This window comes from Microterricola viridarii (assembly GCF_900104895.1).
In the GTDB taxonomy this organism is placed as follows: Bacteria; Actinomycetota; Actinomycetes; order Actinomycetales; family Microbacteriaceae; genus Microterricola; species Microterricola viridarii.
This window is the reverse complement of sequence record NZ_LT629742.1, coordinates 3,431,870-3,446,664: the sequence shown is the minus strand read 5'-3', so window position 1 is coordinate 3,446,664 and position 14,795 is coordinate 3,431,870. Positions and strand designations below refer to the sequence as shown.

The 14,795-nt window shown below is 64.3% G+C and carries 6 protein-coding genes and 4 rRNA genes; 5 read left to right on the top strand and 5 right to left on the bottom strand.

All coding sequences use genetic code 11. The annotated features are described in order from the left end of the window. Nucleotides 1-39: 39 nt before the first annotated feature. The 4 genes from BLT62_RS15840 to BLT62_RS15825 all read right to left on the bottom strand — a co-directional run bounded on the left by BLT62_RS15840 (nt 40) and on the right by BLT62_RS15825 (nt 5,594). Nucleotides 40-1,698, bottom strand: a complete 1,659-nt coding sequence (locus tag BLT62_RS15840; protein WP_083364928.1) for an amidohydrolase — start codon at nt 1,696-1,698, stop codon at nt 40-42. A 5-nt stretch (nt 1,699-1,703) separates the two neighbouring features. Then, the gene (locus BLT62_RS15835) at nt 1,704-2,555 is read right to left on the bottom strand and encodes a MoaF C-terminal domain-containing protein (protein WP_083364927.1); all 852 of its coding nucleotides are present in this window, start codon (nt 2,553-2,555) and stop codon (nt 1,704-1,706) included. 163 nt (nt 2,556-2,718) lie between these two features. Continuing rightward, nucleotides 2,719-3,474: a VIT1/CCC1 transporter family protein gene (locus tag BLT62_RS15830; protein WP_083364926.1), complete on the bottom strand. Its 756-nt coding sequence runs from the start codon at nt 3,472-3,474 to the stop codon at nt 2,719-2,721. Nucleotides 3,475-3,587: 113 nt separating this feature from the next. Next, entirely contained in the window at nt 3,588-5,594 is a 2,007-nt protein-coding gene (locus tag BLT62_RS15825; protein ID WP_083364925.1) for a primary-amine oxidase, read from the bottom strand. 262 nt (nt 5,595-5,856) lie between these two features. Here BLT62_RS15825 and BLT62_RS15820 point away from each other — a divergent pair, with 262 nt between their 5' ends. From BLT62_RS15820 to rrf (BLT62_RS15800), 5 genes are all read left to right on the top strand, one after another. Next, nucleotides 5,857-7,383 (top strand): APC family permease, encoded by a 1,527-nt coding sequence (locus BLT62_RS15820; protein WP_083364924.1) that lies wholly within the window; start codon nt 5,857-5,859, stop codon nt 7,381-7,383. A gap of 654 nt (nt 7,384-8,037) precedes the next feature. After that, a 16S ribosomal RNA gene (locus tag BLT62_RS15815) occupies nt 8,038-9,565 on the top strand. A gap of 446 nt (nt 9,566-10,011) precedes the next feature. After that, nucleotides 10,012-13,128 (top strand): 23S ribosomal RNA (locus BLT62_RS15810). A gap of 196 nt (nt 13,129-13,324) precedes the next feature. Continuing rightward, nucleotides 13,325-13,441: ribosomal RNA gene (gene rrf, locus BLT62_RS15805) — 5S ribosomal RNA — on the top strand. 129 nt (nt 13,442-13,570) lie between these two features. After that, a 5S ribosomal RNA gene (gene rrf, locus BLT62_RS15800) occupies nt 13,571-13,687 on the top strand. Together the 16S, 23S and 5S rRNA genes form the textbook arrangement of a ribosomal RNA operon. Nucleotides 13,688-13,760: 73 nt before the next feature. Here rrf (BLT62_RS15800) and BLT62_RS15795 read toward each other — a convergent pair. Further along, nucleotides 13,761-14,693: an AraC-like ligand-binding domain-containing protein gene (locus BLT62_RS15795; protein WP_083364923.1), complete on the bottom strand. Its 933-nt coding sequence runs from the start codon at nt 14,691-14,693 to the stop codon at nt 13,761-13,763. Nucleotides 14,694-14,795 lie beyond the last annotated feature (102 nt).

The following is a 14,795-nucleotide window of genomic DNA, read 5'->3' as shown; positions in this document are numbered from 1 at the left end:
AGTGTAGAGCAACGGGTGGAGGGCCTGCGGTCCGCCGGTCTAGAGGGCCTCCTGAGCGAACACCAGGCGCCCGGCGAACCAGGTTTCCCTCGCCCGCGCCTGGATCAGCGTGTCGATCGGGGTGTCGAACGGGTTGCGGTCGAGCAGTACAAAGTCGGCCGACTTGCCGGCGGACAGCGAGCCGGTCTCCGCGCCCAGCCCCATCGCCGTGGCCGCATTGATCGTGAACGCCGCGATCGCCTCCTCCAGCGTGATGGCCTGCTCCGCCCACAGCGTGCCGGGGAAGACCCCGTGCGGGTCGGCCCGGGTGACGAGCCCCTGGATTCCCTCCCACGCGTTCGGCGATTCGCTCACCGGCCAGTCCGAGCCGCCGGCCACGAGGGCGCCGGTGTCGATCAGGCTGCGGTTGGGCTGCATCTGCGCGGCCCGCTCGGCCGGCAGCACGCTGGCGATGGCATCCGGGATGACGCCGGGAAACCAGATGAACGGCGAGATGTCGGCGGCGACGCCCAGCTCGGCGAAGCGGGCGAGGTCGCTCTCGGCCACGAACTGGCCGTGCGCGATCTGGTAGCGCGTGTCGGTGTGGCCCTCGGTGCGCAGCTGCTCGACGGTGTCGAGCACGAGCCGGGCCGAGGCGTCGCCGGTGCAGTGGATCTTCGCGGAGAGCCCGCGCTCGGCGGTGCTGCGCAGCCAGTCGAGCAGCTCCTCCGGTGCCATCGCCGTGGTGCCGCAGAAGTGGGCGCCGTGCTCGTCGTCCGGCAGGAACGGCTCGAGGAACGCCCCCGTGCGGGCCGGGGGCACGCCGTCGAGGAAGATCTTGACGAAGTCGGGCCGGTGGTGCTCGCTGCGGAACTCCTCGCCGCGCGCCAGCAGCTCCTCGCCGACCGGGTCGTAGCCGAAGATCTGGTCGTTCACGGTGAGCGAGCTCACCACCCAGGCGTTCAGCTCGCCGGCGTCATCGAGCGACTTGAGCGACTGCAGAATCGGCAGCGAGGCGGCCGCGTCCTGGAACGCGGTCACGCCATAGCTGGCCAGGATTTCGATGCCGCGCTGCGAGCACCGGCGGTGCTGCGCCGCGGTGAGCGTGTGCGTGCGGGCCAGCGCCTCCTCCACGGGCATGCCCGCCGCCTCGAGCAGCACGCCGCTCGGGGCGCCGCTGACCGGGTCGCGCATGATCACGCCGCCGGCGGCGGGCGTGCTGGCGGCCGTGATGCCGGCCAGCTCCAGCGCCCGGCTGTTCACCCAGCGGTTGTGCCGGCTGTCGTCGCTGAGCATGACCGGGCGGCCGCCGGATGCCGCGTCGAGGCGCTCGCGCGCGGAATCCGTCGACAGGACGTCCATCAGGCCGGAGCCCCAGCTTCCGCCCAGCACCCAGCCGTCGGCCGGCAGCCGCACCGCATAGTCCTCCACCGCGTCGAGGATCTGCGGGAGGGTGGCGGTGGCGGCGAACGACAGCTCGTAGAGCTCGGTCTTGCCGGCCAGGGCATGGTGGTTGTGCACGTCGACGAGCCCGGGCATCACGAAGGCCCCGCCCAGACGGCGCACCACCGTGTCGGCGCCGCGGTGGGCCAGCGCATCGGCCTCGCTGCCGACCGTCAGCAGGCGCCCGGCCGCCACGGCGAACGCGGCGGCGAAGGGCTGGGCGGGGTCGGCCGTGTAGACGGTGGCGTCCAGCACGATGAGATCTGCGGTCGTCATGGCTCTCAGACCGCCGTGCCGATGGCGGCCGGGTCGTACTGCTCCGGGTGCACGGTCGTCGACAGCAGCCGGCCGAAGGCGCCGAATGTGAAGTGCGTGGGCACCTCGCCACTCGCGTCGAGGCCGAACAAGACGCCGTGCGAGCGGATGTTTCGCGCATCGCGGTGGTCGGCGATCGTCACCGAGCCGCAGGGGATGACCTTCTCCCGCCAGGCGAAGATGTAGATGCCGGGGCGCACCTGCCACACCGTGTTCTCGTCGGTGTCGGCGAGGCCGCGCTCCGGGCCGGCCAGGCACTGCCAGCTGTACCAGCTCGGCGAGAGGTACACGTGCTCGTAGGCGTGCTCGGTGCTGTACACCCACTGCACGCGGCGGCCGACGAGGCTCGTCGTCGGAGCCGCCTCCGCGCCGGTCGTCAGGATCTCCTCGATCAGGCCCGGCACGAAGAACTGTTGCACGGCCGTGCGGCCGGGGCCCGGCTCGCCGATCAGGCTGATCACGGCCAGCGCCCGGCCGGACCGCAGGTCGAGCACGAGCGAGACGGCCTCGTTCGGCAGGTAGTCGTGGTGGAACTGCACGAAGTAGAGCCCGTCGTCGACGAGGAAGGCCTCGTAGTCGTCGGTCTCGGATGCCGGCGCGGTCTCGTCGCCGACCCCCGGCGCGTAGTCCCAGGCCACCGTGTGCTCGGCGAAGACATGGCGGATGCGGGTGCCGCGCTCGTCGACCACCGTGAACGTGCGTCCGGCCAGGTCGAGTGTGTGCGGCGCCTTGTTGGCGTCGAAGCCGGGCGCGAGCCCGTCCAGCGGCAGCCAGGTGCTGGTGTCTGCGGGATTCAGTGTGACGGCGTTGTCAGTCATGGTGCCCTTTCCGGGGTGGGAGGTCGGCGGCGGAACGGCGCCCGGCGCGGCGCCTCGGCCGCGGGCCGGAGCCGGCTCGAGTCCCACGATAAGTCGCGGCTTCCTGGGCCGGTTGACCCCTGCGGCACAGGGGTTGACTGTGCGCGAAGAGTGCCTCAGCGCCCTAGACGACGCCGCTCGTGTTCAGCAGCGTGCCGATCGCGAAGGTGGCCGCGAGGGCGAGGGCGCCGCCGAGCACGACCCGCAGCATTGCGCGCCCCTTCGGCGCCCCGCCGAGGTGCGCGGCGATGGCGCCGGTCGCGGCGAGGGCGAGCAGCACGGCGACGAAGGTGGTCGGAACCCGCCAGGCCTCCGGCGGCAACAGGATCGCCAGCATGGGCAGGATCGCGCCGAGGGTGAACGCGATCGCGGAGGCGTAGGCGGCATGCCACGGGCTCACGACGTCGTCCTGGTCGATGTTCAGCTCGGCCGAGAGGTGCGCGCCGAGCGCGTCATGCGCGGTGAGCTCGACGGCGACCTGCCGGGCCGTCTCGGGCGAGAGGCCCTTCCCCTGGTAAATGGCGGCCAGCTCGGCCAGCTCCTGGTCCGGCATCTCGGCGAGCTCCCGAGACTCCTTGGCGATGAGGGCGTGCTCGGTGTCGCGCTGGCTGCTCACCCAGACGTACTCGCCGAGGGCCATCGAAATCGCGCCGCCGATGAGAGCGGCGGTTCCGGCGGTGAGGATGGCGGCGGGGTCGCGCGTCGCGCCGGCGACACCGACAACCACGGCGGCGACCGAGACGATGCCGTCGTTGGCGCCGAGCACGCCGGCCCGCAGCCAGTTGAGCTTCTGCGCGATGCCGCCGGTGTGCGGCTCGCCGCTATGGTGCTCCGTGGGGTGGGCGGCGGTGGGCGCGTCGGGGGTGCCTTCGTTGGACATGCCGCTACTCAACCACCACTTCGCCGCGGCCACACCCTGTCCGCCGGAACAAGCCGGAGCGCAGAGGGGGCGCCGGCCCGGTCGGGACGGCGCCCCCGCTCGGGAGGTGCGGGCTAGTGCGCGCAGCGGCACTCCGCGTCGCCGGTGCTGGCGCACGCCCCGGCGCCTGGCCGCACGCCGTCGGGCACATCCATTGCCGGGTTGCGGTCGAGGAATCCGTGCGGCTTGAGCATGAAGCCGGAGTAGTCGACGGGCATGATCGGCCAGTCCTCCGGGCGCGGCACGTGGGTCGGGCCGAAGACGTGCCAGAGCACGATGTCGGTGCCGTCCAGGTCGCGGTCGGCCGCCGTCCAGGCCGGCAGGCCGGCCCCGCCCTGGTGTGCGTTCGGGTAGTCGCCGGCGGGGAAGCGCTCGGCGGCGTCGAAGGCGGTGCCCCAGAGGTGCTTGGTCGCGAAGGTGGCGCGGCCGTGCACGGTGGACTCCGGCTGGGCCATCAGCGTCGGCCCGCCCTGCGGGTGCAGCCGGTAGGCGGTCGGCTTTCCGACGTGGTTGGTGCGGTGCGCGCTCGCCACCTCCCAGACGCGGCCGGCCGCGGGGGCGGCCAGACGCTGTGCCTCCTGCTCTGTCCTCAGCGGGGTCGACGTCCAGGTGAACGCGTTGCCGTACGGGTTCTTCTCGCCGATCGGGATGCCGACGACGTCGATCTCGCGCAGCACGTTGTCCTCGCCGTCGATGGCGACGTCCAGGCGCGCGCAGAACAGGTGCTGGTGCACGGGCGCGAAGATGCCGGGGGCGATCTCCGGTGCGTGCGGGTTGGCCTCGCCGGGGTGGCCGGCACCGGCGAACACGATGCCGGTGGCCTTGGCCTCGACCTGGATCGTGCCGTCGAGGTAGAAATACCAGAAGAAGCCGTAGTCGTAGTTGCCGATGGTGGAGAAGTAGCTGACCACGAGGCGGCGGCTGCGGCGCACCTCGCTCTTGCCCTGCAGGTCGGTGTGCTTCCAGAGGATCCCGTAGTCCTCCTCGTGCATGCAGACGACCTGCGGGATCTTGACCGGGTGGCCGTGGTCGTCGGCGACGAAGCCGTCGAAGTAGTGGATGACGCCGAGGCAGTCGCAGCCGAGGGTCAGCGAGTTCGCGTTCTTGCCGAGCAGGTACTCGCCGGCGTCGAAATAGCTGATCCAGAACCGGGTCGAGCTGGTGTCGCCGTAGGGCACCACCATCTCGGGCACGCTGGCCCGGTGCAGCACGGGACGGTCCTCGTCGCCGTCGCGGAAGCTGACCTGGTTCAGCACGAGACCCTCGCGGGCGTTGAAGCCGACCCGGAACTTCCAGTTCTCCCACTCCACGTGCGAGCCGTCCACGTGGAAGCTCGGGCCCTCCGGCTGGGTGATCTCGATCGGCTTCAGCGTGGTGCGGGCCGGGCCGATCGCGTCGACGCCGTAGTTGCCGGAGGCGGCCGGCACCGGCACGTCACCGTCATCCTCGACCCGGATGACACCGCCGGTCGTGAGGTCGATGTGCACGATCAGGCCCTCGACGGGGTGCGCCCACGGGCTGTCCTCCTCGAAGTCGCGCAGGAAGGTGAGCGAGCGGATGACGCGGCGCCCCACCTCGTCGTCGCGGCCGAAGAATCCGGGGGCCAGCGGTGCGCAGAAGGCGAGCTCGATGCGGTCGGCGAGGCCGCGGCGGGCCATCGCCGCGCGCCACTCCGGCGAGGCCTTGGCGATCGCGGCGGCGCGGTCGTATTCCTCGAACAGGTACTGCGGCTGGCCGTACGGCGGCTGGTCGGTGGCGAGGGAGAGCTGTTCGACGACGGCGTTGCCGGTGATCGAGACGACGGCCTCGGAGGCGACGCCGGTGGCGATGTCGAGCAGCACGTAGTGCACCCGGCGCTCGATCGCATCGCCCGTGCGGAAGCCGGCAACGGCCTCCTTGTCCGGCTCGACGGGCAGCACCTGGGCGCACCGGACGGTCTCGCCGAGCAGGCCGGCCGCCACCAGGATGGCGCGACCGGCGCTGAGCTCCTCCGCCGTGAGCGGGTCGAGCGGGTGCCGCACCGCGGCGGGCTCGCTCGTCGCGGCCGCGTGGGAGTGGAGGGTGTCGGGGGTGTGCGTCATTGCAGTTCCTTACAGGGTGCAGGCCAGGATGGGCGGCGCTGCGGTAGCTACCTGCCTCCAGTATCGACCGCCCCGCCGCCCCCGACTTGTCTGCGAGCGTGAGCGACTTGACGCTGAGCGCGCAGCCGGCGCGCTTGTGCCCGCCCAGTCAAGTGGCGTGCGCGCACAACACAGTGGCCGGCGGGGACGGCGGCCACACTGAGTGGCATACCCGCACGGAGAGTGGCCGGCACCGGCCACCAGTCGAATCAAAGGAGATTCCGTGAGCAGCTCACCCTCGACGGCCCAAGCCAGCCCTGCGCGAGCAGGGGCGCCGGCGCCGGAACGCCGCAAGCTCGGCGTCCTCGCCGTTGCCTTCCTCATCGTTGCCGCCTCGGCCCCGCTCACCGTGATCGCCGGCGGCGTGACCTCGACCTTCTCGGTGACCCATGTCGCCGGCGTCCCGCTCGGCTTCCTGATCTTGGCGGCGGCGCTCGCCATCTTCGCGATCGGCTACGCGGCGATGAGCCGCTTCATCAACAATGCGGGCGCCTTCTACGCCTACGTCGCCCAGGGAATCGGCCGCCCGACCGGCGTCGGCGCCTCGCTCGTGGCGCTCGTCGCCTACAACATGATGCAACTGGGCATCTGGGGCATGTTCGGCTTCCAGGTATCGATGCTCATCGGCGAGAAGACGGGACTCGACATCCCGTGGTGGGTGGGCGTGCTCGTCGGCATCGTCATCGTCGGCATCATGGGCGTGAACCGGGTTGACCTCTCGGCCAAGGTGCTCGGCGTGCTCGTCGCGCTCGAGTTCCTCGTCGTGATCGTCTTCGACGTGGTCGCGTTCACCAACCCCGCCGCCGGCTTCTCCACCGAGCCGATGAGCCCGGCTGCTCTGTTCGTTCCCGGCGTCGGAGCCGTCTTCGCCTTCGGCATCGCCGCGTTCATGGGCTTTGAGCAGGCCGCCATCTACGGCGAGGAGTCGAAGGACCCGCGCCGCACCATCCCGCGCGCCACCTTCCTCGCCGTCGCCGTGATCGGCGTCTTCTACGCGCTCTCCGCCTGGGCACTCGCCCTCGGCATCGGCGTCGACAAGATCACCGACCCCGCCGGCATCTCCGGCGAGGAGGCCGGCCCGCCGCTGTTCTTCGGCTTCGTCGCCGAGAACCTCGGCGTCATCTGGGTCGACATCATGTCGGTGCTGTTCATCACGAGCATCTTCGCCGCGCTGGTCAGCTTCCACAACGCCGTCGCCCGGTACTTCTTCTCCCTGGCCCGCGAGGGCGTGCTGCCCGCCAAGCTCGCCGCCGTGCGCCAGAGCACCGGGGCCCCCTGGGTCGGCTCGCTCGCCCAGAGCGTCATCGCCGTCATCGTCGTGATCGCCTTCGCCGTCGGCGAGGCCGGCTGGAACCCGGAATCCGGGCCATACCCCGTCATCACCCTCTTCACCTGGCTCACCAACACGGGCGCCCTCGGCCTGGTGCTGCTCATGGCGGTGGTCTCGCTGGCGGTGATCGGGTTCTTCCGCAAGGACGCCCGCGGCGTCGGCGTCGGCAGCAGGCTCGTTGCGCCAATCGTCTCGGCCGTGGCGCTGGCCGCGATCCTCCTGCTGATCCTCAGCAACTTCGACGTGCTGCTCGGCCAGCCGGAGTCGAACGCGACGACCTTCCTGCTGCCGGCCATCGCGATCCTGCCCGGGGTCATCGGCATCGTCTGGGCGTACGTCATCAAGCGCCGTCGTCCAGAGGTCTATGCCCGCATCGGGCATGGGGCGGATGCCGGTGACGCTCAGCTCGGGGACGCCTAGTACCGAGTGCCCAATGGCCCCTGGCCCGAACGCGCGTTCGGGCCGGGGGCCACTGGCGTTGTGGCCTGCGGGGCCGGGGGAGCAGCCCGCCGAAGCCGTCGACACGCCCGGAGGGTGGCCCGCTTTGCGCGCCTGTCGGGGCGGCCGTATTGTTGTCTCTTGTCGCCGCAACGGCGGGAAGCGAAACAGCTTCTCCGCTCACCGCGGCACAGCATCTCAGCCAAACATCGTGTGTCTGCGCATTTGCGTTTGACCGGTTTCATGCCTAAGATTGCTTCTTGCCTCTCCAACTCCCCGTCTCGGGTTCGAGTCCTCACTTCGCAGGTTTTCCTGCCCGGAGTGTCTGATTCGCCCGGTTTTGCGGGGCAGCGGGGGTCTGGTAAGTTAGACAAGTTGCCTCGGAGCGACACCCGCGAGAAAGCGGGAGAATCCGGGTGCATCCGATCCTTGAGAACTCAACAGCGTGCACAATGTCAAATGCCAAAAAACCCGGATCACCTCGGTGATCGGGATTCCTTTGGAAAACATTTAAACAACAAAGCAAGTCAGTAATGATTTGTTCTGTCAGTTTCAAACTTGCTGAGATGTCCGCCTTTTTCCGGCGGTTTCGAAGCGCAAAATGTGACGCCAGCTTGCTGGTTAGTCGTATAAACATTTACGGAGAGTTTGATCCTGGCTCAGGACGAACGCTGGCGGCGTGCTTAACACATGCAAGTCGAACGATGAAGCCGGGTGCTTGCACCTGGTGGATTAGTGGCGAACGGGTGAGTAACACGTGAGTAACCTGCCCTTGACTCTGGGATAAGCGTTGGAAACGACGTCTAATACCGGATACGACCCTCGGAGGCATCTCCTGGGGGTGGAAAGAATTTCGGTCAAGGATGGACTCGCGGCCTATCAGCTAGTTGGTGAGGTAATGGCTCACCAAGGCGACGACGGGTAGCCGGCCTGAGAGGGTGACCGGCCACACTGGGACTGAGACACGGCCCAGACTCCTACGGGAGGCAGCAGTGGGGAATATTGCACAATGGGCGAAAGCCTGATGCAGCAACGCCGCGTGAGGGATGACGGCCTTCGGGTTGTAAACCTCTTTTAGTAGGGAAGAAGCGAAAGTGACGGTACCTGCAGAAAAAGCACCGGCTAACTACGTGCCAGCAGCCGCGGTAATACGTAGGGTGCAAGCGTTGTCCGGAATTATTGGGCGTAAAGAGCTCGTAGGCGGTTTGTCGCGTCTGCTGTGAAATCTGGGGGCTCAACCCCCAGCCTGCAGTGGGTACGGGCAGACTAGAGTGCGGTAGGGGAGATTGGAATTCCTGGTGTAGCGGTGGAATGCGCAGATATCAGGAGGAACACCGATGGCGAAGGCAGATCTCTGGGCCGTAACTGACGCTGAGGAGCGAAAGCATGGGGAGCGAACAGGATTAGATACCCTGGTAGTCCATGCCGTAAACGTTGGGAACTAGATGTGGGGGCCATTCCACGGTCTCCGTGTCGCAGCTAACGCATTAAGTTCCCCGCCTGGGGAGTACGGCCGCAAGGCTAAAACTCAAAGGAATTGACGGGGGCCCGCACAAGCGGCGGAGCATGCGGATTAATTCGATGCAACGCGAAGAACCTTACCAAGACTTGACATATACGAGAACGGGCCAGAAATGGTCAACTCTTTGGACACTCGTAAACAGGTGGTGCATGGTTGTCGTCAGCTCGTGTCGTGAGATGTTGGGTTAAGTCCCGCAACGAGCGCAACCCTCGTCCTATGTTGCCAGCACGTAATGGTGGGAACTCATGGGATACTGCCGGGGTCAACTCGGAGGAAGGTGGGGATGACGTCAAATCATCATGCCCCTTATGTCTTGGGCTTCACGCATGCTACAATGGCCGGTACAAAGGGCTGCGATACCGCAAGGTGGAGCGAATCCCAAAAAGCCGGTCTCAGTTCGGATTGAGGTCTGCAACTCGACCTCATGAAGTCGGAGTCGCTAGTAATCGCAGATCAGCAACGCTGCGGTGAATACGTTCCCGGGCCTTGTACACACCGCCCGTCAAGTCATGAAAGTCGGTAACACCCGAAGCCGGTGGCCCAACCCCTTGTGGGAGGGAGCTGTCGAAGGTGGGATCGGTGATTAGGACTAAGTCGTAACAAGGTAGCCGTACCGGAAGGTGCGGCTGGATCACCTCCTTTCTAAGGAGCACGTGCAGTCCGCCTCTGTATACAGGGCGATCAGACACTGCCAGCCGTTACGGGAACACATGTTTCCCGGTGGCGCTCATGGGTGGAACATTGACATTGCAACAACATCAGATTCCCTGGTTCCAGTACGCCACTTCGGTGGAAGGAACGAGTCGGGGGGTGGAGGGTTGTTGGAGCACGCTGTTGGGTCCTGAAGGACCGGGTCACGTTTGGACGTGGACGACCTTCTGGACTTCGGCCGACACCGGCACAGGCGCAAGCCGGCGGGTGTTGGGGGAGTACCGCCCGTACTTTGAGAACTACACAGTGGACGCGAGCATCTTAGATTGACACTTCGGTGTCAATCACAAAGATTTTTAGGACAACAGGCTTTGCTTGTTGTTCGACTAATCATTGGTCAATTTTTCTGAACGAAAGATCGATTCAAACTCATGTGATTTCAAGATTCTAAGAGCAAACGGTGAATGCCTTGGCATGTAGAGCCGAAGAAGGACGTAGTAATCTGCGATAAGCCTCGGGGAGTTGATAAACGAACCCTGATCCGAGGATTTCCGAATGGGGAAACCCCGCCGGGCCCTTTGGGTGACCCGGTGACTCCCGCCTGAATATATAGGGCGGGTAGAGGGAACGTGGGGAAGTGAAACATCTCAGTACCCACAGGAAGAGAAAACAACAGTGATTCCGTTAGTAGTGGCGAGCGAACCCGGAAGAGGCTAAACCGATCATGTGTGATAGCCGGCAGGCGTTGCATGGTCGGGGTTGCGGGACTTTTCTGCTGCTTCTGCCGAACAGTGAGCGTTACAAAGGAATATAGACGAACAGGTTTGAAAGCCTGGCCACAGACGGTGCCAGCCCGGTAGTCGAAATGTTCCAATGGCGCGAAGAGTATCCCAAGTAGCACGGGGCCCGAGAAATCCCGTGTGAATCTGTCAGGACCACCTGATAAGCCTAAATACTCCTACATGACCGATAGTGAACAAGTACCGTGAGGGAAAGGTGAAAAGTACCCCGGGAGGGGAGTGAAATAGTACCTGAAACCGTTTGCTTACAAACCGTTGGAGCCAGTCTGATTCTGGTGACAGCGTGCCTTTTGAAGAATGAGCCTGCGAGTTAGTGATCAGTGGCGAGCTTAACCCGTGAGGGGAATGCGTAGCGAAAGCGAGTCTTAATAGGGCGAATGAGTCGCTGGTCCTAGACCCGAAGCGAAGTGATCTATCCATGGCCAGGTTGAAGCGCGTGTAAGAGCGCGTGGAGGACCGAACCCACTTAGGTTGAAAACTGAGGGGATGAGCTGTGGATAGGGGTGAAAGGCCAATCAAACTTCGTGATAGCTGGTTCTCTCCGAAATGCATTTAGGTGCAGCGTTGCGTGTTTCTTGCCGGAGGTAGAGCTACTGGATAGCCGATGGGCCCTACAAGGTTACTGACGTTAGCCAAACTCCGAATGCCGGTAAGTGAGAGCGCAGCAGTGAGACAGTGGGGGATAAGCTTCATTGTCGAGAGGGAAACAACCCAGACCACCAACTAAGGTCCCAAAGCGCGTGCTAAGTGGGAAAGGATGTGGAGTTGCACAGACAACCAGGAGGTTGGCTTAGAAGCAGCCACCCTTGAAAGAGTGCGTAATAGCTCACTGGTCAAGTGATTCCGCGCCGACAATGTAACGGGGCTCAAGCACGCCACCGAAGTTGTGGCATTGATATTTTTGGTAGGCCTTCGTGGTCCAGCCGTATTGATGGGTAGGAGAGCGTCGTGTGGCCAGTGAAGCGGCGGTGTAAACCAGCCGTGGAGGCCACACGAGTGAGAATGCAGGCATGAGTAGCGAAAGACGGGTGAGAAACCCGTCCTCCGGAAGACCAAGGTTTCCAGGGTCAAGCTAATCTTCCCTGGGTAAGTCGGGACCTAAGGCGAGGCCGACAGGCGTAGTCGATGGACAACGGGTAGATATTCCCGTACCGCAGAAGAACCGCCCAAGCTAATCCAGTGATGCTAAGTGTCTGAATCCCCGTGACGGATCCCTTCGGGGTGATGCGTGTGGGCCTAGCACACGACCCTATGCTGGTGCGGTTAGCGTATTAACAGGTGTGACGCAGGAAGGTAGCCGAGCCGGGCGATGGTTGACCCGGTCTAAGAATGTAGGCCGAGAGATAGGCAAATCCGTCTCTCATATAAGGCTGAGACTCGATGGGTAGACGTAAGTCGAAATCGGTGATCCTATGCTGCCAAGAAAAGCATCGACGCGAGGTTCAATGTGCCCGTACCCCAAACCGACTCAGGTGGTCAGGTAGAGAATACTAAGGAGATCGAGAGAATCGTGGTTAAGGAACTCGGCAAAATGCCCCCGTAACTTCGGGAGAAGGGGGGCCTGATGGGTGAAGGGATTTACTCCTGGAGCTTTTGACGGCCGCAGAGACCAGTGGGAAGCGACTGTTTACTAAAAACACAGGTCCGTGCTAAGTCGCAAGACGATGTATACGGACTGACGCCTGCCCGGTGCTGGAAGGTTAAGAGGAACGGTTAGCCGCAAGGCGAAGCTGAGAATTTAAGCCCCAGTAAACGGCGGTGGTAACTATAACCATCCTAAGGTAGCGAAATTCCTTGTCGGGTAAGTTCCGACCTGCACGAATGGCGTAACGACTTCCCAGCTGTCTCAACCGCGAACTCGGCGAAATTGCACTACGAGTAAAGATGCTCGTTACGCGCAGCAGGACGGAAAGACCCCGTGACCTTTACTACAGCTTGGTATTGGTGTTCGGTGTGACTTGTGTAGGATAGGTGGGAGACTGTGAAGCTCGGACGCTAGTTCGGGTGGAGTCATTGTTGAAATACCACTCTGGTCATATTGGACATCTAACTTCGAACCGTGATCCGGTTCAGGGACAGTGCCTGGTGGGTAGTTTAACTGGGGCGGTTGCCTCCTAAAATGTAACGGAGGCGCCCAAAGGTTCCCTCAACCTGGTTGGCAATCAGGTGTCGAGTGTAAGTGCACAAGGGAGCTTGACTGTGAGACTGACAAGTCGAGCAGGGACGAAAGTCGGGACTAGTGATCCGGCAGTGGCTTGTGGAAGCGCTGTCGCTCAACGGATAAAAGGTACCTCGGGGATAACAGGCTGATCTTGCCCAAGAGTCCATATCGACGGCATGGTTTGGCACCTCGATGTCGGCTCGTCGCATCCTGGGGCTGGAGTAGGTCCCAAGGGTTGGGCTGTTCGCCCATTAAAGCGGTACGCGAGCTGGGTTTAGAACGTCGTGAGACAGTTCGGTCCCTATCCGCTGCGCGCGCAGGAAATTTGAGAGGATCTGACCCTAGTACGAGAGGACCGGGTTGGACGAACCTCTGGTGTGTCAGTTGTTCCGCCAGGAGCACCGCTGATTAGCTACGTTCGGAATGGATAACCGCTGAAAGCATCTAAGCGGGAAGCCGGCCTCGAGATGAGATTTCCATCCCTTTTAGGGGAGAGGCTCCCAGTAGACGACTGGGTTGATAGGCTGGATGTGGAAGCGAGGACTAAAGACTCGTGGAGCTGACCAGTACTAATAAGCCGATATCTTGAAAAACACTACACACACACCGTTGTAAGGCTGGTGTGTGCGGCACGGTGAGAGTCCGTGAGAAGCTTGCGTCCACTATGTGGTTCTCGATGTACGGTCGAGAACAACGCCCCGCGTCCCAGGACGCGCGGCACAACAATTGAACACGTGTTGATTGTTGGAATGACTTGACGGCCCCGGAAGGGTGCCCATCACCAGTTGTTTCGGCGGCCATAGCGAGAGGGAAACGCCCGGTCACATTCCGAACCCGGAAGCTAAGACTCTCAGCGCCGATGGTACTGCAGGGGGGACCCTGTGGGAGAGTAGGACACCGCCGGACTTAACTTAGCAACACCAAGGAAGCCACCCCACGGGGTGGCTTTCTTGCGTTAACGCGCCGACTGTTCGGCTGTGTCAATTGCGCCGCTGAACAGGGCATATACTTAGACCTATCAACACTATGAGCTGTTCCGGTGGCCATAGCGAGAGGGAAACGCCCGGTCACATTCCGAACCCGGAAGCTAAGACTCTCAGCGCCGATGGTACTGCAGGGGGGACCCTGTGGGAGAGTAGGACACCGCCGGACTTAACGTGAAAGAAAGCCATCCACCTTCGTGAAAGCGATGTGGGTGGCTTTCTCTCTTTAACGCGGCGGCGCCCTAAGCCGTCGTCGCCCTGGCCCGCAGCTCGCTCGGCGCGACGCCGTAGGCGGCCTTGAACACGCGGCTGAAGTGCGCGGCATCCACGAACCCCCAGCGGGCGGCGATGGCCGCAACGGGGCGGTGCGTGTGGACCGGGTCCACGAGCTCCCGCCGGCAGCGCTCCAGACGCCGGGTGCGGATCCAGGTGGAGACCGTGGTGCCCTCCTCCTGGAAGAGCCCATGCAGGTGCCTGGTCGAGATGTAGTGGGCCGCGGCGATCTGCCCGGGGCCGAGGTCGGTCGAGGCGAGGTTCGCGTCGATGTAGGCCCGCACGCGCTGCATCAGCGCCTGGTGCGGGTGCACGGCGCTGCGCTCGAGGTCGAGCTGGCTGGAGAACATCGTGGTGACGAGGTCGAGCGCACTGTGCACGAGCCTGGTGCCCGTCGCCCCGCCGAGCTGGTCGAGGTTGCCGACCAGCTGGGAGAGGAACGGCACGATCATGCGGCCGACACCCTCGGAGCCGGGCATCCGCACCGCGGTGAGCTGCCCGACCACATCGACGGGCAGGTCGATGAGGTGCTTCGGGAACATGACGACCATGGTGCGGAAGTCGTCGTCGAAGACGAGCGAGTACGGCCGGTTGGTGTCGTACACGGCGACGTCGCCGGGCTGCAGCACCGCCTCGCGGTTGTCCTGGATCAGGAGCCCGTTGCCGGCCAGCTGCAGGCTGAGCTTGAAGTAGTGCCGGTCGCCGCGCGCGATGAGCTCGGGGGTGCGCTCAACCGTGTGCTGGCTGGCGCTCACCTCGCTCACGTGGATGTCGTCGACGTCGGTCGAGCGGATGCTGCCGCGGAACGGCTCCGGCCGCGCGCTCGTGACGTGCAGCGGCACGAAGGACTCGGAGACCGCCGTGCGGAAGTCGCTGAAGTCGCGGGCGACGGTGGTCGTCACGCGCGAGGAGGCCTCGCTGTGGCGGCTGGCTGGGAGGCCGGGCGCGGAGGGGAGTTCACTCGACAACGGGGGCACCACCTCGGGGGTTCTCGGGCTTCGCTA